Below are 18,573 nucleotides of genomic sequence, written 5' to 3'. Positions count from 1 at the left end.
GCGCACTACGGCGTAGGCCAGTCGGCGCCGTGCGCGCGTACTTCGGTATTGCAGCGCGCCAGGCGACGCCACACGTGGGGGATCTGCGCCGCGTCGAGTTGCTGCTTGATGACCAGCCATTTCTCGGCCCGCAAGATGAATCCGACGACAGGATCCTTGAGGCTCGTAAGTTTCTCGAACTGCAGTTCGCCGGCGCTGCGCAGCCCGACCGCACGCGCGTCATCGATGCGCAGCTGCAGCCCGACGTTGTCGCGGTCGTGCGGCACGCGCTGCTCGACATGGATCACGTTCGCGAGCACGAAGGTGACATGCTCACCGATCCGGAAACCCTGATAGCGGTCGCCGACGTCGTCGGCACCGACGAACTCGGCAATCTGCGCCCCGTAGATGTCGGGGTCGGGGTGGCGCTCGCGGCCAAGATCCGGAGTCACGGTCGCCCGAACCAACGGTCCAACCATCGGCTGCAGCGTGACCACGTCGCCGGGCTGGATCGTGTCACGCTCGGCGTCGCGCAGCGTGTCCCAACCCCGCGTCGGGCCATCCACGACCTGCATGAAGTCGATCGGATGCCGTGCGCCCCACACGCGCAGCAGCAGTTCCCAGGTCGCGAGCGGCATGTCGCTATCGCCGGCTTCGAACCGTTGATACTGCCGTTCGGTCAGATTCAGTAAGGTAGCCATCTGGCTCTGCGTGCGGTTGCTGCGCTCGCGCAGTTTGCGCAGCATCTCGGCGGTCGGCCGCTCGGAGCCAAGGGGCGGAAAGATATCGGACATCAGGACCACCTCCAAGGACGAAGAAATGTCGTGCTTGAAATCGTAACACGACATTTTTTCGTGTCAAGCTTGGCGTGAGCCGACAAAGTGAAACGCGCTCAATCGAGGCCCGCCGGCGCCGCGTCGGGGCTCGGGAGCGCAGCCGGCAGCGTGCCGGATTTCAGCAGTGCGGCGGAGCGCTGATCGAGTTCGTTCGGGCGCAGCTTCATTCGCACGCGGTGGCACCAGCGCGGCCAGCGGGCAAACACCAGCTGATCGAGGAAATAGTTGGCCAGTGTCGCGTGCTCGACGCACAGGCGCCAGTCCGCATACAGCTGGCGATCGGGCGGTCCTTCCGGCGGAATCGCACTCCTTGTGCGTGGGTCGAAACTCCGGGTCATCAGCGCGTGGTGCCTGGCCCGGCGTGCCTCCATGCCGTCCTCGAACGCCTGGTGGATCATCCGGCACTGGAACAGGTGCGCGTATAAGCGCGCATCGATGTCCGACAGCTGGCCGATCGCCGACGTATGCAGCGTGAACAGGCGGGGGCGCCTCGCGTCCAGCGTCTTGGTACCGATCGTCGCGCGCGCGTCGGCCTGTTGCTCCCGATCAAAGCCTTCGATCTTCGGAATGCCGTCGAGCTCCCTTTCCAGGCTCTGGCCGGCCGCGACCACCTGCATCAGGTCCGGCAGCACCATACTGGCCGCGATGCGGCGCTCGCGACTGCGGGCGGACACGGCGACGATCCATGCGCCGGCCACGCCGAGCAGACCGCCGGTGGTCGCGCCGATCAGGGTCTGCCAGTGGTCGAGCAGGTCAAGTAAGCCGTTTGGCGCGGTAGCCGGCACCGGCAGGCACATCTGCGCGGCGGTGGCGGTCAGCTGGTAAAGCGTGGCGGTCATGGTGGTCGTCGGGTTATTGTCGTATCGATCGATAGCGGGCCGCCCTCGCGCCCGGTGGGTTCACCCGCCCCTTTGCGGGGCGGGTGGCGGTTCAATAAGCTGGGGGGCTCGCCAGCAGGCAGAGCACCACGACCACCACGAGCCGGATGGCCCAGCGCCGGATTTTTGTTCGCATGCGCGACTCCTATTCAGTTCAAGGTATCGCGTAAGGCGTTCAAACCTGCGCTGTGCGCGACGTAGGGTATAGGACGTCGCTGACCCCATCTCGCATCAATTCATCTAGGTATTTACCCTAATTTCCTACCCCGCTAACGCAGCGTTAAACCGCGCTTGCGGGATCCTATGGCATTAAACGCGATGCCGATAAGAGGAGTTATCAACATTTACCGTGTGCCACAAAAACCCGGCCGCAGCCGGGTTCGCCCGTCGCTCAGGATCGCATGATCAGGTACACGGCCAGCAGCGGCAGGTTCGCCGCGGCGATCGCCGCCAGCGGGTGAACCAGCCCTTAGCTCGCTGGCCACACGACCGAGAGCCCGTGGTCGACGCACGCCAGCGCGATCAGCGCCACGCCGGCCGCTGCGCCTCCGCCCCACCCGCTTTCCTTGAGCTGCAAGGCTGTCAGATGCGTTGTTGAGATCCTCTCGGTTCACACGGTGGCTTCTATCGTGGCGGCCGCTCACGTAGCGGGCTCACCGTCCGGCAGTTCGGGGTCGGGCAGGAACGACACCTGGCCTGGCGGGATGACGAAGCTCGGCAACCAGTCGTCGAGCGCCGTACACACGTGCTCGTAGGCCGCGTCGAGCCCGGAACCCTCCGGTGCGTTCGGCGCGTCCGGAAACAGGCGCCGGCCGGTCTCGATCATGTCGTCATCGAGGAAGCCGTATCGCCCCTTTTGCAGCGTGGTCCACAGCGCATCGTAGCGCTCGGCCTCGAGGGACATCAGGCCGACCGACATCGCGTCGGCGATCCGGAACTTCATGTAGCCGATGCACCATTCAATGAACATCTGCTGGACGGCGGTCATCGGGTGTGTCACTTCGCGATCTCCTTCGCCGGCACCGCGTATCGCTGGAACGCCTCTAGGATACCGAATCCGTTGGCACGGGCGTGCGTCGCGCGGCAAGCCGCCGGGCGTCAGCCGCACAAGATGCGCGGCGTCGATGTGCCGCGCGCCCCGCGGCGATCGTCAGCGTGTCGCGCAGCGTCGCGAGCGTGCGGCGCGTGACGCGCACGTCGGTTCCCGGCGCGCCGTAGTCCGCATTCAAGGTCGCCTTTTCGATCCCCTCCAAATACGCGCGGTACAGCGCGAAGTGGGCGGGCGTCAAATGCAGCAGGGAACGGGCGGATGTCGTCCGAACATCACGGGTCTCCGGCCGCTGCGATGTCACACCATGGGGTCATGCCATCCCCTCACGTCGCGCGACGCATCCCAGTCCGGCTCGATCTCGCCGAAGAGGATCGAATGGGCCGTCGGCAAAAATTCAATGTCGTGGAACACGATATGCCGGGATGTGTCAGCGTCGAGCGTGACCAGGATCGCGCACGGTATCTCGATATCGAGCACCATCGTTCGGTCGCCGATCGGGATGGTCGCGTCGCCGGTGCCCGTGCCAGCGGAAAACGTGAACGTCATCACGACCTTCGTCAGCAGCGTGCCCTCGATCCGCACCACCACCTTGCCGTCGCGGTGATCGATCGCCTCGAAGTCGTCGAGCACACCATTCGTCGTGTGCCAACGGATATCGTCGAGTTGCGCGAGATGGCTCCACGTGAGGTCGAATGCCGACGAGTGAGCGTCCACAAGCAACGTGACCTGGGGCACGAAATTCCGGCCCGCCGCAAGCAACGCCTCCGTGATCGCCGGGGCCGTGCCGTCGACCAGTGATTCGGCGAGCCGCCGTGCGGCGAACTGCGCACTTTCGTCCTGAAACGCACCAAGGGCGCCGCTCAGATTGGGCGTCCAAATCAACCGCGGATGCGCCGCGCAGAATCGCTGCCAGTCGGAATCGGTCGACACCACCAGCACGGCAGTTTCGTGCTCGTCGGCCCAGTGCTCAAGCGCCAGCAGCGCGGCAGCATCGGGGAACTCATGCTTTTTCTCGCCCACCTCGGCGAAAGGCGCCTGTGCCGCGAAGTAACGGTCGAACAGGGTCCGAATGTCGACCCGTGCAGCGACGTCGAGCACGTCGGCGCCCGTGCGCGCCAACCAGCTGGCCAGCCTTGCCTCGGCAGCAAATGTCGGCGCCACGATCTCGTCCTCAATAATCCGAAGTCGGTCGAGCGCGGCACGGGACAGCAACTGCGCCCTAGCCGCCTTCCGCACCGCTCGCGCCAGTCCACCCTGCGCTTCCTTCGCGTCGCGCGCGAGGTGCGCCAGCAATTCACGTCGCACCACGTCCGGGATCAGCACCCGGACGCGGTCACTGCGATGGAACTGCTCGACACGGCGCAGCAAGCCGCCCTCGAGATTGCGCTGTTGCGCATCAAACACTGAGGTATCGAGTGCGATCGCGCCTAGCTGGTTCGCGGTAATCAATTCGACAATGCGGGTATCCATCACACGCTCCTGACTAGACACGACAAGTCGGCGCTACGCGCTTAAGTAGATAGCTGAAGATTTCGGGCAACACCCGCGCGAGGGCGATGCGCTCGCGCATCTCGGTGCGATACCAATCGAGCTTCGCGGGATCGAACTGGCCGCCCAACCAGGTCATGGCAGCACCGTTCAGCATGTGGCGCAAACCAAGGGTCACCGGCCCGCAATGGCTGAACTGGTGATAGTGCTGTTGCGCGGCTCGCAGCGACTGAATTGCCTCGCCGCTGACCTGCAGCGTCTGGGCGTTCCAGTCCAGTTGCTTGAGCGCATGGTGCCCTTGCGTGCAGGGGTCACCCTGGTCGAGCTTCTTCCAGTAGCACGCGATGCACGGCGGTGACTTGCCGGCCTTTTTGAGAACCAACGGCGTGTCGGTGGAGCACAGCACGGCCATCGCCACGCCCTCGATCGCCTGCCGCATGGTGTTGCCAGACGCCGGCCCCTTGCCGGCCAGCAGCAGCTTCGTCGACACCACGATGTCGTCGATCACGCCGAACGCAAAGCCGGCGACCAATTCGGTTCGCGGCACCTGCGTCCGCGCAGCGGCATTGAGGATGGCGGGATAGCCGTCAAAGGCAGTGGCCAGTGCCTCGGCCAACAGATCGACTTCCGGGTCGAGGTCGCGCGCGTAGTGGTCCCGCACGGTCTGGTCGGAATCGAGCAACTCGTGCTTCACATTGGCGGGTACGGTGTAGTCAAGCGGGGGTAGCGTCATGTCGGGTCAACCTGCGTACACGTCAGGGGCGCGTCAGCGCGCCCCGGGCCACGCCCGCGCCTCGCGAGCGTCGCACGGTCGTATGGCTTTTGTTTGGATCTCCACAATATTCGTCGCAACCGTGGGTCATCAGCAGCTGCCCACACTTTGACGGGTCTTTGTATTGCGCGGCTCTCAGTTCGCTTCGAGTAGATCGACGCATCCCAATGGAACGTCCCGACTGACCGTTGCTAGGGCCAAGTTTGCTTTCGCGACGAGTTCAAGCGGGCGGAGACGTTGGACGTAGTGGCCATGAGTAATCCGGTCCATGCCGGCGCCGGCAAGCTTCGCTACGGTACGTAGGCTCGCGGTGAGTGCGACGCTGTCCAGGCGCCCACCATGCAAAATCAAATTACGCTGACGATACAGGCGGTGGAATGACTCACTGATCATGTCCTTGATCGTCTGGAGTTCCACACGCGGATTAGCGAGCAACTTCTTCATCCGAGCAACGGCGGCCCGATCCGCTACGCTCGGTAGCACTGGAATGCGCTCCTCGAGGATCATCGTGGCCAAGATGCGACATCGCTCGCGATTGACGTCGACCCCTACGAGCGCGGAAAAGTCGCCGGGCATGATCCGCTCAATCCGATGCGACAGTGCCGTCAATTCGGCACGCGGGAACGAGCACGTAACCAGCGTAGCAAGGTTGTCGGCCGCCGAGGCGCGATCATTGGGATCCGCGAGCAAGCCCTCGATTGCGCCCCAACCGCCCGCCACGGCAGCTGGCGGCGAACTGCCTTCCAGATGAGCTAGCAATTCCAAGGCGGCGTCCACGTCCTGGCTGACATCCGTGGCAAAGACGCGATCCTCGCGAAACAACTCTCGGACCGCGACGCCGCGCGCGCTGGCGGTCAGCGGCGCTGGCTCGACACTGCCCCGGACCCACAAGTTCGGCAGGTAGTCCAACGCTTGGCCCGTCGCGAGCATCGCGCGGGCCGAATAGCGATCGGCTTCATTGCGAGCCGCCTGCGCTGCACCAATTGTGTCGCGCGCCCGCACGGTAATCACCATGGCTGCGGCGGCACGTACACCGGTAGTTTCAAACCCATTTTCCGACAACCACTCGGTGATTGCGGCGCCGGTCAGCCAGACGTCGGGTAGTCCCCGACGCACCCGCGGCGCACTTTTGAATGCGAGCAAGACGTCGAACTCGCGCGGGACATTTGTGCGCACGATCCCCTGCAACTCCTCACACAGCTCGGCTAAGGTTACCGCTTCCGAGGCAGCCTCCTTGTCGGCGATAACGGTGCGGAGATATTGCGCGGAGAAACCCGTATCGAGTAGGTGGGCAGCCACATGGCGGGCGAAATGCTCTGCACGAAAGTCGCCCCGCGCGACCGCGCCAGCCCATCGAGCCAGATAGTCACCCGACACGCGCTGTGCCAGTTCACGTATCGCGAAGTGGGCGACGCCTTCTGCACGCGGGACCTGTTGAACCTGCTCGCGCAAGAACTGCTTCTCGTCAGCAGTGAAAGCGGGGTGCATACCCACGCGTTTCTGTAGCGATGACGCGATGCGCTTAACGGAGCCCTCACTCAAATGGCCGTGCCGCATTACGGTGCATGCCTCGAATAGCTCGTCCATCGACAACGTGGTGCCGATGCCCCACAGCGAGCGGTACCAGTGCTTTCGATCGGAGAAAAATTCGATGAGCCTCGCCAAGGCGATGCTTTCTGGGTCATTGACAAGGTTGAACATTTCGCCTAAGGTATGTGTTCGGTCAGCAGCAGTGCTGGTCTACAGTCTAGTGGGGCGCGACCCAATTGGTGCCGGTCATCTCTGATGGCTTAATCTAAGCGGCTCAAGCCCCCAGTTCTTAAAAGCCCCGCCGAGTGCGGGGCTTTTTCTTTGCGGTTTCATTGGCATTTGAGTCGTCCATACGACCCTAAAAATTATACGGGATACTCGCCGGCTCACTCGCGCCATCGAATCTCCGCGGCGTTCCACTCCTCGCTCCGCCGCCTCCCAGCGGGCCCACATCTTCGGGGGTGACGGGCAGGCCGTCTACCCCGTCCTAGACAACTCGCTTACCGTCGACTTCCACGGGACGGTATGGCATAGCAACTCCCCATCGCTGCGGTGGTAAGGGCCACTCTTCCGTCGAGCCCCTCCGCGCGCATTGCGATGTGTCAGTTGAATATGCACGTTGGCCGCCTCAGATCGCCTCCAGCGCTCATTTCACGAAAAAGGAGCACGCCATTCCCTCGCGTCGCGCCGCGCTTTCCAGTCCGGCAAGATTCACTATTACAGCCGATTCGAGTCAACTGGCAGGCCCGCCGCGCGCATTTCCTTTGCGAGCGAGGTTTTCCAGGCTCCGCCGGCGTCGTAGTCCAGATACTGCACGCCACTGAAATCGGACGGGATTTCAACGTTCCCGCGACGCAATGCACAGACGCGCCCTCGTCCGAGCTTTGCCGCGAAATAGCCGAGTTCGAGGATCACATTCTGTCGCGCGCGGGGCTTGAGGTCGTCCACGGCTGCTGCTGACACACCGCCCTTGTCGTCGGGAGTGAGCAGCACCACGGCGAACATGGCCGTGCCAGCCTCCCGCTCAAACTTCTCGATGATCGTGGCGCCACGCCCGGCCTGCTCGTCGAGAATAATGCCTTCGAGACCGAGCTTGGCAAGAAGCGCCTGCACTTCGAATTTCGCCGCTTGATCGTGACCGTGCACGATGAACACTCGGGATGGGGCGGCCGCCTGCGCCGCGCCGGCGAACGCAGTCGACAAATCAGCGCCAATTTGACGAGATGCAGTTGCCGCCCTTGCCACACGTGCCGCTTCGACGCCGGCCACCGCTCGCGTGAGCTCCCGGCCCAAAGAGGTGGAAAAGCCACTCGCAGGACGTACAGCGCACACATCGGGCTGGCGAACGATCAGATGGTTACGTTCCAACACGCTGTACAGGTCGACGTGTTTGACGGACCAATGGGTGCAGCCGAGATCCCCAAAACCGCGCGTACTGATGTCCAACGCGTCGGCAAGCTCGAGCAACGTCTTCTGCGGAATCGGCGGAACGTTCGGATCCGCCTCGAAATGCAGGTAGTAGTTGTCGCTTCGGTGCTCGACCTTCGTGATACGTCCGACGATCGCAGGAATCGTCGAGTCCCCCTTCCCTTCGCAGGCGAACACCGCCGGAAACAACTTGAGGCTCATTTCGACCGCATCGTTCATCGGGAATCGTGCCGCGACAGTCTCTACCGATCGGTAGTGGAAACGCCCCTTCGGCGTTGCGCCCTCGCCCCGGTCCCATTGGCCGTCCTCTCCGGACACGATCAGGTTGTAATAGTCATTCGGCCGCATGACGGCTGGCTCCCCCTGTGCATAGTGGCAGTCGCGACACGCGACCGCTAACCCAACGATTCTCGCACGCCGAGTTGTCAGCGTCTGGCGATTGCTGTTGAAGTTCGTAGATTCTGCTAATGGTGTCCGTTCGAGCGCTAATCGTGTCCAATGATTCCGCTAATGCGGGGCGGCGAGCGTCAAGCTGAGGAAGTGAGCAGCGGCAGGTCGCTGGCGAGGTATTTCGTCGACGTGCGCTGAATTCCAAACGATGGAGTTGAAGCGCTACATGGGCGTGCACCACGGCTCAATGTCGACAGCCTCCCCCACCCTGGAAAACTGGCATTAAAGTCGCACCCCCGTCCTTTTGACGAGAGGCATATTGTTGCGCATGCACCCAAGTTGTTGATCATCGGTTACCTGCACGCCATGCTCTCGTCACGAGCGACTTTCCTCATTGCACCGCTCGTGAGCCGCATCCGACATTGCAAGCTCTTGAAGGTGCATTTGCAAAATCTTCGCACATACATCCCCCCTTTGTTGCATTCCGGCAACGCGTGCGGACACGAAAGGAACATCGCTCTCAGCCTTTGCTGACAGCGCTACCACGAGTCTACCCATTAGCAGTATCTGTGGTCACTGTTAGCAGAAACTGCGAACAGCAACAGGTGCAGCTGTTGAAGTTCGAAGTTTGTGCTAATGGCGTCCGCTGCAACGCTAATCGTGTCCGTTAATTCTGCTACCGCAGCCGTCTGCGGTCCTTGAACGCTTGTTTCTCGCGATAACGGCTAATCGCGCGCAGCGCGGCAGCAAAGTGACCCGACAGCCGAAATACAGAGGCGGGGACTGTTTCCAAAACCGTGTGATGCACGCTACAGAATTCGGCTGTCGGATCGAGCCACTCACGTTTCCAGCGAGGCACTGAAACGTCCGCGTCGTTCAGCACGAGGCATCTGAAGCAGTACGGCACGCAGCTCCAGTTGAAGAGCCAGGACGATGGCGTCTGGATGTGCCTCAATCTGTCTTCATCAAGGCGTGCGAGCGTTGAGAATCGTTGAAGCGCTGGCTGAGAAATCGGTGGAAAAAGAATCCATCCAGCAGTCCCAAGCGAGGGCAGCGCCTCGCTCGAGCTCATCTGCCACAGCATCGCAACGCTCACCTGATATCGCGTCGCGACACGGCCTAACCAGCCACCAAAGGCCTCCTCGTAGAAGGGCCTGGGGGCAATCGGCCATGAAACGACGTTACTGCTCGACTCGGCAGACATGCTCGAGATGCGTAATGTCGATAAATTCGTCGCCGTTGCGAATTGATAGCTCGGCGGCATTGTTCAGCAACGTGGCTACACGAGCGTTGGGATGGGGTGTCGATCATGCGCGAATCGGCGCTGCACTCGCCGGGCGACAAGGTCGTGTGCCTGCCTATCCACGATGCCGATGCACGCTGGGATGTCGGACTGACGTGGCGGGACGCAGTGCCCGATTCCATCGTGGAGAACTTCGTCGCTTTGATGCCCGAAGTCGATGCATAGAGCAGTTTTTCCGATCGAACGTGACTCGTCCGTCACGTCACGGACAATCATTCATTTTTGTCATTCGTCGCTTTAAAGCCCGGGGCATTTTTGATGCAGCCCGATTGAGCAATCCATCCATATTCGCGCCAACAGGCCCGCCGATACGCTCGCGGCCACACTATCGCTCGCATTTGCCGGACAGGTGTCGAGACGAGCACCAGAGCGGCACCGCCTTACCGTGCCTGCCCGCGCAGCGAGTGCCGGTACGAACCGCCGGGCCGTCACCGCGCGACCGTCGGCGTGTTCCAGATGAATTTATGCCGTCGTGTAGCGATTGCGCGGATAACCCACGCCGAGATGGTCGCGCAAGGTCTCTCCCTGATACTCGGCACGGAACAGCCCGCGCTGTCGGAGAATCGGTACCACCTGTTCGACGAAATCGGTGAATGCCGAAGGCGTCCCGCCACCGACGATGAAACCGTCCGCGGCGTCGGCTTCGAACCATTCCTGCAAGCCGTCCGCGATGTGCTCGGGCGTACCGATGAAGCGCGGCCGCGGTGCAGCCGCTTCGAGCGCGACCTGGCGCAGCGTCAGCCCGCGCTCGCGCGCGTTGCGTTTGATCTCGTCGGTCCCGCTGCGGAAACTGTTGCTGCCGAGGTCGCCGAGCTCCGGAAATGGCGCGTCAAGCGGATATTGGCCGAAGTCGTGATGTTCGAAAAATCGCCCGAGATGGTCGAGTGCGCTCCCGACCGTGATCAGCTTCAGGCTCTCCTGGTACTGTTGCTCCGTGTCCTCGGCCGTCCGCCCCACGATTACGCCGATCCCCTGGAAAATCTTCAGCTCGTCGGGCTGACGCCCCTGTTCGATCACCTGCCGCTTGAGATCCACATAGAATTCGTGTGCCTGGGTCAGCGTATCGTGATGAGTGAAGACGGCATCCGCATGCGTGGCCGCGAGCTGCTTGCCGGCGTCGGACGCGCCGGCCTGGAACAGGATGGGCCGAGCCTGCGGCGTACGCCCGACGTTCAGCGGCCCCTCGACCGAGAAATACTTGCCCTTGTGATTGAGCGTATGGAGCTTGGCCGGATCGAAGAACACCCCGCTCGCACGGTCGCGCACGAACGCGTCTTCCTCCCATGAATCCCAGAGCCCCTTCGTCACCTCGAGATATTCGTCGGCGATCCGGTAACGTTCGTCATGTTCGGGATGCTCGGTGCGCGAAAAATTCCGCGCGGAACCTTCGAGCGGCGACGTCACGACGTTCCAGCCCGCGCGCCCGCGGCTCAGGTGATCCAGGCTCGCGAACTGCCGGGCAACCGTGAACGGCTCGCTGTACGACGTGGACAGCGTTCCCACCAGCCCCACCCGCTCGGTGACGGCCGACAGTGCCGACAGCAGCGTGAGCGGCTCGAAACGATTCAGGAAGTGCGGGATCGATTTCGCATTGATATGCAGGCCGTCCGCGACGAACACGAAATCGAACTTCGCGGCCTCGGCCTGGCGGGCCACGCGCTTCGCGAAATCGGGATTGATGCTCGCGTCGATCACCGCGTCGGGATGGCGCCACCCGGCGTAGTGTCCACCGGGACCATGGATCGTCGCGCCAAGATGGATTTGCCTGGAACGCCCGTTCTGCCGCACTGCCTGCGTTTCGCTCATGATTGGTATTCGTTTGTTCTACTGATATAAATGTAAAGACGCTTCCTCTGCCCCCCGGCTTCATCGGTGCCGAGATTGCGGAAACAGCGACTGCCCGATGTACGGCGATCAGTCGTCGAGCGCCGAAGCTCGACCGATCGCCGACGCGTTCGAATGACTCATTGCGAGAACTGCTCGCTGCCGATCAGCCCGATCTTCGTCGCACCTTGTCGCTGGGCGGACGCCAGCACTTCGGCCACCGCCTTGTAAGGGGCGGACTTGTCCGGACGCAAACGGATCTCGTCCTGGTCGGCCTCGGCCGCCACCGCGCGGAATTTCGCGTCCAGCGCGGCGCCGGCGCCCACGGCCGCGCCGTTCCAGTTGACCGTGCCGTCCGCGCCGATGTCGATCTGCACCACCTGGGGTGGATGCGGCGGCACCGGCGGATTCCCCACCGGCAGGTTCATCTTCACCGAATGCATCTGGATCGGAATGGTGATGATCAACATGATCAGCAGCACCAGCATCACGTCGATCAGCGGCGTGGTATTGATGTCGACCATCACTTCGGGCTCGTCCCGGCCTGCGCCGGCGCCTGCGTTCATACCCATCGTTCGAACTCCTTAACCGCCGCGTGCGGGCGGTTGCGTGATGAAGGCGACCTTGCCGATCCCAGCCCGCTCGCACGCGGTCACGACCTTGCCGATGTACTGATACGGCGTGGTCTGGTCGCCGCGCACGTGCACGTCCGGCTGCGGCGCCTGCGCCGACACGTCTTTCAGCCGCGTCACCAGCGTCGGCAGGTCCACATGCTCGGTGCCCCAGAAGACGTCGCCCTGCCGGTTCACCGCGATCTCGATGCTTTTCGGCTGCGTCTGCAGCGGCTGGACGCGCTCCGCCGGCAACTGCACCTGGACCGTATGGGTCACCACCGGGATCGTGATCAGGAAGATGATCAGCAACACCAGCATCACGTCCACGAGCGGCGTCGTGTTGATCGCCGAGATGACCTCGTCGTTGTCGTCACTGCCGACACTGATTGCCATGACGCGCTCCGCTTACGACTGAACCGCCAGCGCCTGCGGCGACTGCGCGGCGGGCGTCGCGATGCCGCCCGCCGCGCGCCGGCCGCCCGCGAGCAATACGGTATGCAGTTGCGCGCCGAAATCGCGCACGCGCTCCATCACGGACTTGTTGCGGCGCACGAGGAAGTTGTAGCCGAGCACGGCCGGCACGGCCACGGCGAGGCCGATCGCGGTCATGATCAGCGCCTCGCCCACCGGGCCGGCAACCTTGTCGATCGACGCCTGGCCCGCGATGCCGATGGCGGTCAGCGCGTGATAGATGCCCCATACGGTGCCGAAGAGGCCGACGAACGGCGCGGTGGAACCCACCGTGCCGAGAAACGCGAGGCCGTCCTGTAATCGATTCGACACGCTCGTGATCGAACGCTCGATGTTCAGGTCGATCCAGGTATTGCGGTCGACCGAATCGAGCAGCGCGGTGTCGTGGTGTTCGCCCGCCTCGATCGCGTTCTCGGCGATGAAGCGAAACGGCGACGCATCGTCGAGCTGGGCCGCGCCCTCGGCCAGCGTCGGCGCATTCCAGACCTGCTCGTCGGCCGATTTCGCGCGACCGTTCGCCCGCGCCTGTTCGACGAACTTGGTGATCATGATGTACCAGCTGCCGAGCGACATGACCACCAGCAGCCCGAGCACGAAGCGGGCGACGAAGTCGCCGTTTGCCCACAGCGCGCCCAGCCCGTACGGATTCTCGACCGTTGCCGACGTCGCGGGCTCGGGCGGCGGCACCGCATGATCGGCCGCGGTTGCGGCAGCCGGCGCCGCAGAGGTCGGCGCACCGCCGGAGGCCGCCTGGCTCGGCGCGGATGCCGCCGCTTGCTGGGCAAGCACGGCTTGCGGTGCAGCCAGCGTGCCGCCGATGCCGGCCGTGATCATCAGACTTGCCGCGATCGCGGCGCGAAAGCGCTTGTTCATAAGGACTCCGTATGCGTCATGTGTCGATTCGAAAAAACGGCCCGGACGAACGGCTTGCCGTGGCCTGCATCAATTCAGGTTGAACGAAAACGGGACGCGCACGCGCACGGGCTCCCCCTGCGCAATGCAGTGAAACCGCTTGACCGCGTTGAGCGCCGCACGATTGAGCACCGGGTCGGCCGGCTGCGCGACCCGCAGGTTCGCGACGCGGCCGTCCGGGTCCACCGTGAATTCGATCGTGACATCGCCCGTGATGTTGTTGTCCTGCGCCTCCGTCGGATAGACGATCGACGACCGGACTTCGTCCGAATTCGGGCAGACCACGCCGATCTCGCGGTTCACCGGCTTCGCGACCGGCACCGGCGCAGGCGCGGGCGGCGCCTCGTGCACGGGCGCGCTCGGCGCCGGCACGTCCTGGTGCGTGATGGTCGGCTGCGGCGGCGCCTGCACGCGCACCTCGGGTGGCGGCACGAACGGCGGCGGCGGTGGCGCCACCCGCGGCTTGGACACGACCTTCTCGACCGGCTTCGGCGGTGGGGGCGGCGGAGGCGGCTTCACCGGCACGATGATCCGGGTTTCGATCGGTTGCTGGACGATCTGGACGACCCGGGTGGCGAGCCCATTCACGAGCGCCCAGACCAGCACGAGATGCAGGACGATGGCAATCGCGATGCCGCCGAAGCGGCGTACCGGATGAGTCTGCTTGTTGCCGAAGCGGCGCGGGCGGCCGATTGCCGCGAGCTGCGATTGAGAAGCGGTTGTCATGTTCGGTCCGGTTGCAACGAGGTCGAAGATGCGGCGTGCCCGGCGGCATCCGGTCCATCGTCGACTTCGATCACGTGCTGCGTTCGATGGAATGTCATGTCGATCGCATCAGGCCGCGGCGGGCTCTCGCCGGCCAACCGGCTGCCAGCCGAGTGCCGGGGCGATACGCGTGATGAAGTCCTCGAGGATCTGCCGATAATTCTCGAACGGCAGGTCGTAAGGCAATTCGAGGCGCAGCTCCCGCACCTGTCCGACCACCGGGTCGGCCAGCAACCGCTCCACGATCTCGTCCGAGGCGCCGACGAGATCCGGCGCGAACAGCGTGCGCCGCTCGCCCTGCGGCGCGAGCGTGCGCGCATGGCGGCCGTCGGCAAACGCGCGATAGCGTTCGCGCTCGCGTGCATTCGCGCCGTCGGTCGGCACGATCACGCGCCCCAGCGCGATACGCGGCGCGGTGGCTTCGCTCCAGTACGCGCGGTACAGCTCGAGCTGCCGGAGCTGGGCATCAACGTAGCTGTCCGTCCCCTCGCCCGTGGTCAGATTGCCGATCAGCAGGTTGAAGCCGTTTCGGGCGGCCCACTCGATCGAGCGCCTCGACCCGCCTCCATACCAGAGCCGGCCCGTCAATCCGGGCGCATAAGGACCCACGCGCGGCCGCACGCGCCCCGCGGCCGACTCCACGAACGTGTCGTCGTCGCCGAGCCAGTCGCCGGCGAGATTGCGGCGCAGGCGCGCCACCCGCGCGTGCGAGAAGTCGACGAGATCCGGATCGGTGTCGAACAGCCGCTCGCCGAGCAGCGCGCCGTGATTCGGTGCGCCCGCGCTGAGTCCGACGTTGAGCCGCCCGTGCGACAGCACGTCGACGGTCGCCAGATCCTCGGCCAGCCGGAACGGATTCTCGTAGCCCATCTGGATCACCGCCGCACCGAGCCCGATCCGCGTCGTGCGCTGGCTCGCCGCCGCGAGAAACGTGGCGGCCGACGACACGGCGCGCTCGAGATGGCGCTGCCGCACCCACGCGCTGTCGTAACCGAGCGCCTCGCCCACGCGGAACAGTTCGAGCGTCCGCTCGAAGCCCGCGCCCGCGTCTTCGTCGGGATAATTTCCCGGCGTCAGGAAGGCAATATGATCAATGCGTACGTTGCTCACCTTTCTCATCCTTCGTCATTTGCCGCGGTGCCGGTGCATGGCCACGGCACCACTACGACAGCACCTTGGACAGGAACTCGCGCGTACGCGGATGCGCGGGGGCCGTCAGCACCGCCGACGGCGGCCCCGACTCCACGACGCGCCCGCCGTCCATGAAAACGATCGTGTCCGCCACTTCCCGCGCAAAACCGATTTCGTGCGTGACGACGATCAGCGTGGTCCCGGAACGGGCAAGCTGACGTATCACGTCGAGCACTTCGTTCACGAGTTCCGGATCGAGCGCGGAAGTCGGCTCGTCGAACAGCAACACCTTCGGCTTCAGCGCAAGCGCGCGCGCGATCGCGACGCGCTGCTGCTGCCCGCCGGACAACTGGCGCGGCCACGCGTCGGCCTTGCCGGCGAGGCCCACCCGGGCGAGCAGCGTGCGTGCTTCCGCTTCCGCCTGCGCACGCGACAGGCCGGCCGCGACCGGCGCCTCGACGAGGTTCTCGAGCACGGTCAAATGCGGGAACAGGTTGAAGCTCTGGAACACCATGCCGACTTCGGCGCGGCGGCGCAGGATGTCCTTTTCCTTGAGCTCGTAAAGCGTGCGCCCGTCGCGGCGATAGCCGACCAGTTCGCCGTCGATGTCGATGAACCCTTCGTCCACGCGCTCCAGATGGTTGATGGTGCGCAACAGCGTCGACTTGCCCGATCCCGACTGCCCGAGCACGACCGTCACGCTCCCGGACGGGATCGCCAGCGACACGTTGTCGAGCACCTTCAGCGATCCGAAGCTCTTCGATACGCGGTGAATGCCGACGGCCGCGCCGACGCGCTGCTTCGCCCAGCCGGCCGTCTCCGTGTCCGGCGCGGCGGCGGCGGCCGGCCTGGCGTCAGTCGCCGAGCCACGGAACAGCAGTGCGTCGAGCGCAAGCCGACCTCTGCGCAGGACTGCGAAGCGGCCCGGCACGGCGACCGCGTCGCGCGTCGCACCGCGCGCATAGTGCCGCTCGATATGCACCTGGATCGCCGACAACACGGTCAGGATCACCAGATACCAGACGGTCGCGACCATCAGCATCGGGATCACTTCGAGGTTGCGGTGGTAAATGATCTGCACCGTGTAGAACAGATCCGGCATCGCGAGGATATAGACGACCGCCGTGCCCTTCGCGAGGCCGATCACGTCATTGAACGCGGCGGGCAGGATCGCACGCATCGCCTGAGGCAACACGATGCGCCAGGTCTGCCGCGCGCGCGGCAGCCCGAGCGCGGCCGCGGCTTCGCGTTGCCCGTGATCGACGGACAGGATGCCGCCGCGGATCGCCTCCGCCGCAAACGCGGCCTGGGTCAGCGTGAGCCCGAGAATGGCCGCCATGAACGGCGTGATCAGGTCCGTGGTCGGGCCGCGCAGGAACACGATGTCCGTGAACGGCACACCCAGCCTGACCGTGTCGTACAGATAGCCGAGATTGTTCAGCAACAGCAGCAAAACGATGGTCGGAATCGAGCGGAACAGCCAGATGTACGCCCATGAGCACGACGACAACAGCGGCGAACGCGAGAGCCGCGCGAGCGCGAGCGGAATGGCCAGCGCGAAGCCGAGCACCGCACCGAGCGCCGTCAACAGCAGCGTCTGCCCGAGGCCCGCGAGCACGGCCTCCGAGAAAAACCAGTGAGCAAAGACGTTCCAGCCCCAGCGCGGGTTGCCGAGCACCGAATAGAGAACGGCCGCGATCAGCACGATCGCCGCGACGGTGCCGGCCGCCCTGGCCGGATAGCGAGCGGGAACGACGCGGTAATCCGCGTAGTCGGGGCCCGCCGGTGCGGCGGTATCGGGCACGAACGGTGCGTGGCCGGCAATCCGGGAGAGGTCGTTCATCACGCAGTCTCTGCGGTTGCGTAGCGGCTCACGCGACGCGGCAAGCCGAGATGGTCGCGCAGCGTGGCACCCGGTAACGCACGGTCGTAGCGACCTCGCGCTTCGAGTGCAGGAATCACGTAACGGACGAAATCGTCGAGCCCTTCGGTCTGCACCTGGAAGCCAAGGATGAAGCCGTCAGCCGCGCCTGCATCGAACCAGCGGATCAGTTCGTCCGCGACTTCCTCGCCGGTACCGATGAACCCTGGTTTCGGCGTTGCCACTTCAAGCGCCACTTCCCTGAGCGTCGAACCGTTTTTCCTGGCCTCTTCCTTGATGCGATCGGTCGTGGAACGGAAACTGTTCCTGCCGAGTTCGCCCAACTCCGGAAACGGCGCGTCGAGCGGATACTGCGAAAAATCGTGATGCTCGAAGAAGCGGCCGAGGTAGGCCAACGCTTCGTCGATCGTGAGCAGGTCGCGAATCGCGCGGTACTTCTCGTCAGCTTCTTCACGCGTCGCGCCGACGATCGGCCCGATGCCCGGGAAGATCTTCACGTCGGTTCGTGCGCGACCGTGCGCCACCGCGCTGTCGCGCACGCGTTCGGCGAATTCGCGCGTCTCGTCGAGCGACGGCGCATGGGTAAACACCGCATCGGCATACTTGCCGGCCAGCGCGATGCCGGCATCCGACGATCCGGCCTGGAAAATCACCGGCTGCCCTTGCGGCGAGCGCTGGATGTTCAGCGGCCCCGCCACGTTGAAAAAGCGACCCTTGTGGTTCAGCGTGTGCAGCTTGTCGCGGTCGAAGAAGCGGCCGGTTGCGCGGTCGCGCACGAACGCGTCGTCGTCCCAGCTGTCCCACAGGCCTTGCACCGTTTCCAGATATTCGTCGGCGATCTCGTAACGCAGCGCATGATCCGGATGTTCGCCGCCGTAGTTCTTCGCGGACCCTTCGAGCGGCGACGTCACGACGTTCCAGCCGGCACGCCCGCCACTGATCAGGTCCAGCGATGCGAACTGGCGCGCCACCGTGAACGGGTGGCTGTACGACGTGGACAGCGTGCCGGCGAGCCCGATCTTCGACGTCGCCGTCGCGAGCGCGGACAGGATCGAGATCGGCTCGAAGCGGTTCAGGAAATGCGGAATCGATTTCTCGTTGATGTAGAGGCCGTCCGCGACGAACACGAACGCCACGCCGTTGGCTTCGGCCTTCTGCGCGATGCCTGTGACGAAATCGATATTGACGCTCGCGTCGGCCGGGCCGGCCGGATGCTTCCACGAATTCATGTGGCCGCCGGCGCCGTGAAGGATCAGTCCGAATGTCAGGTTACGTTGGGTCATGGTCAGATCAGCATGCGAAAGAGGGAAAAGGAACGC

At 64.2% G+C, this 18,573-nt stretch carries 18 protein-coding genes; 1 reads left to right on the top strand and 17 read right to left on the bottom strand.

Features of this window, described 5'->3' with window-relative positions; all coding sequences use genetic code 11:
• Window positions 1-5: 5 nt before the first annotated feature.
• From WS61_RS10855 to WS61_RS33065, 9 genes are all read right to left on the bottom strand, one after another.
• Window positions 6-773 (bottom strand): helix-turn-helix transcriptional regulator, encoded by a 768-nt coding sequence (locus tag WS61_RS10855; RefSeq protein WP_218921205.1) that lies wholly within the window; start codon window positions 771-773, stop codon window positions 6-8.
• 98 nt (window positions 774-871) lie between these two features.
• A complete protein-coding gene (locus WS61_RS10850; protein WP_059500475.1) occupies window positions 872-1,654 on the bottom strand; it encodes a hypothetical protein in 783 nt (260 codons plus the stop codon).
• 679 nt (window positions 1,655-2,333) lie between these two features.
• A complete protein-coding gene (locus WS61_RS10845; protein WP_257127243.1) occupies window positions 2,334-2,693 on the bottom strand; it encodes a hypothetical protein in 360 nt (119 codons plus the stop codon).
• A gap of 43 nt (window positions 2,694-2,736) precedes the next feature.
• Window positions 2,737-3,045 carry a hypothetical protein gene (locus WS61_RS10840; protein ID WP_257127242.1) on the bottom strand — a complete coding sequence of 103 codons (309 nt, stop codon included), beginning with the start codon at window positions 3,043-3,045 and terminating at the stop codon, window positions 2,737-2,739.
• The gene (locus WS61_RS10835; protein WP_059500472.1) at window positions 3,042-4,214 is read right to left on the bottom strand and encodes a PIN domain-containing protein; all 1,173 of its coding nucleotides are present in this window, start codon (window positions 4,212-4,214) and stop codon (window positions 3,042-3,044) included. Before WS61_RS10835 ends, WS61_RS10840 begins: the two co-directional genes overlap by 4 nt.
• Before the next feature lie 13 nt (window positions 4,215-4,227).
• Entirely contained in the window at window positions 4,228-4,965 is a 738-nt protein-coding gene (locus WS61_RS10830; protein WP_059500471.1) for a hypothetical protein, read from the bottom strand.
• 174 nt (window positions 4,966-5,139) lie between these two features.
• A complete protein-coding gene (locus WS61_RS10825; protein WP_059500470.1) occupies window positions 5,140-6,705 on the bottom strand; it encodes a hypothetical protein in 1,566 nt (521 codons plus the stop codon).
• 546 nt (window positions 6,706-7,251) lie between these two features.
• Window positions 7,252-8,310, bottom strand: coding sequence for a TIR domain-containing protein (locus tag WS61_RS10820; RefSeq protein ID WP_059500469.1), 1,059 nt, complete (start codon window positions 8,308-8,310; stop codon window positions 7,252-7,254).
• A 718-nt stretch (window positions 8,311-9,028) separates the two neighbouring features.
• Window positions 9,029-9,556 carry a TniQ family protein gene (locus WS61_RS33065; protein WP_095211675.1) on the bottom strand — a complete coding sequence of 176 codons (528 nt, stop codon included), beginning with the start codon at window positions 9,554-9,556 and terminating at the stop codon, window positions 9,029-9,031.
• A 96-nt stretch (window positions 9,557-9,652) separates the two neighbouring features.
• Between WS61_RS33065 and WS61_RS34825 the strand changes: the two genes are divergently transcribed.
• Entirely contained in the window at window positions 9,653-9,820 is a 168-nt protein-coding gene (locus WS61_RS34825) for a hypothetical protein (protein ID WP_157692722.1), read from the top strand.
• A gap of 297 nt (window positions 9,821-10,117) precedes the next feature.
• Here WS61_RS34825 and WS61_RS10815 read toward each other — a convergent pair whose 3' ends face one another.
• The 8 genes from WS61_RS10815 to WS61_RS10775 all read right to left on the bottom strand — a co-directional run bounded on the left by WS61_RS10815 (window position 10,118) and on the right by WS61_RS10775 (window position 18,537).
• Window positions 10,118-11,461, bottom strand: a complete 1,344-nt coding sequence (locus WS61_RS10815) for an LLM class flavin-dependent oxidoreductase (protein ID WP_059500468.1) — start codon at window positions 11,459-11,461, stop codon at window positions 10,118-10,120.
• 158 nt (window positions 11,462-11,619) lie between these two features.
• Window positions 11,620-12,051, bottom strand: a complete 432-nt coding sequence (locus tag WS61_RS10810) for a biopolymer transporter ExbD (protein WP_006481100.1) — start codon at window positions 12,049-12,051, stop codon at window positions 11,620-11,622.
• Between the two features lie 12 nt (window positions 12,052-12,063).
• Window positions 12,064-12,486 (bottom strand): biopolymer transporter ExbD, encoded by a 423-nt coding sequence (locus WS61_RS10805; protein ID WP_059500467.1) that lies wholly within the window; start codon window positions 12,484-12,486, stop codon window positions 12,064-12,066.
• 12 nt (window positions 12,487-12,498) lie between these two features.
• The gene (locus tag WS61_RS10800) at window positions 12,499-13,437 is read right to left on the bottom strand and encodes a MotA/TolQ/ExbB proton channel family protein (protein WP_059500466.1); all 939 of its coding nucleotides are present in this window, start codon (window positions 13,435-13,437) and stop codon (window positions 12,499-12,501) included.
• Window positions 13,438-13,506: 69 nt separating this feature from the next.
• Window positions 13,507-14,202, bottom strand: coding sequence for an energy transducer TonB (locus tag WS61_RS10795; protein ID WP_006481097.1), 696 nt, complete (start codon window positions 14,200-14,202; stop codon window positions 13,507-13,509).
• 108 nt (window positions 14,203-14,310) lie between these two features.
• Window positions 14,311-15,360 (bottom strand): LLM class flavin-dependent oxidoreductase, encoded by a 1,050-nt coding sequence (locus tag WS61_RS10790; RefSeq protein WP_373557115.1) that lies wholly within the window; start codon window positions 15,358-15,360, stop codon window positions 14,311-14,313.
• Between the two features lie 43 nt (window positions 15,361-15,403).
• Window positions 15,404-17,215, bottom strand: coding sequence for an amino acid ABC transporter permease/ATP-binding protein (locus WS61_RS35940; protein WP_095211674.1), 1,812 nt, complete (start codon window positions 17,213-17,215; stop codon window positions 15,404-15,406).
• A complete protein-coding gene (locus WS61_RS10775; RefSeq protein ID WP_059500464.1) occupies window positions 17,215-18,537 on the bottom strand; it encodes an LLM class flavin-dependent oxidoreductase in 1,323 nt (440 codons plus the stop codon). Before WS61_RS10775 ends, WS61_RS35940 begins: the two co-directional genes overlap by 1 nt.
• Window positions 18,538-18,573 lie beyond the last annotated feature (36 nt).

Source organism: Burkholderia sp. ABCPW 11 (assembly GCF_001523445.1).
Lineage (GTDB): Bacteria > Pseudomonadota > Gammaproteobacteria > Burkholderiales > Burkholderiaceae > Burkholderia.
The sequence above is the reverse complement of the archived record's forward strand: the minus strand, read 5'-3'. Positions and strand labels throughout refer to the sequence as shown.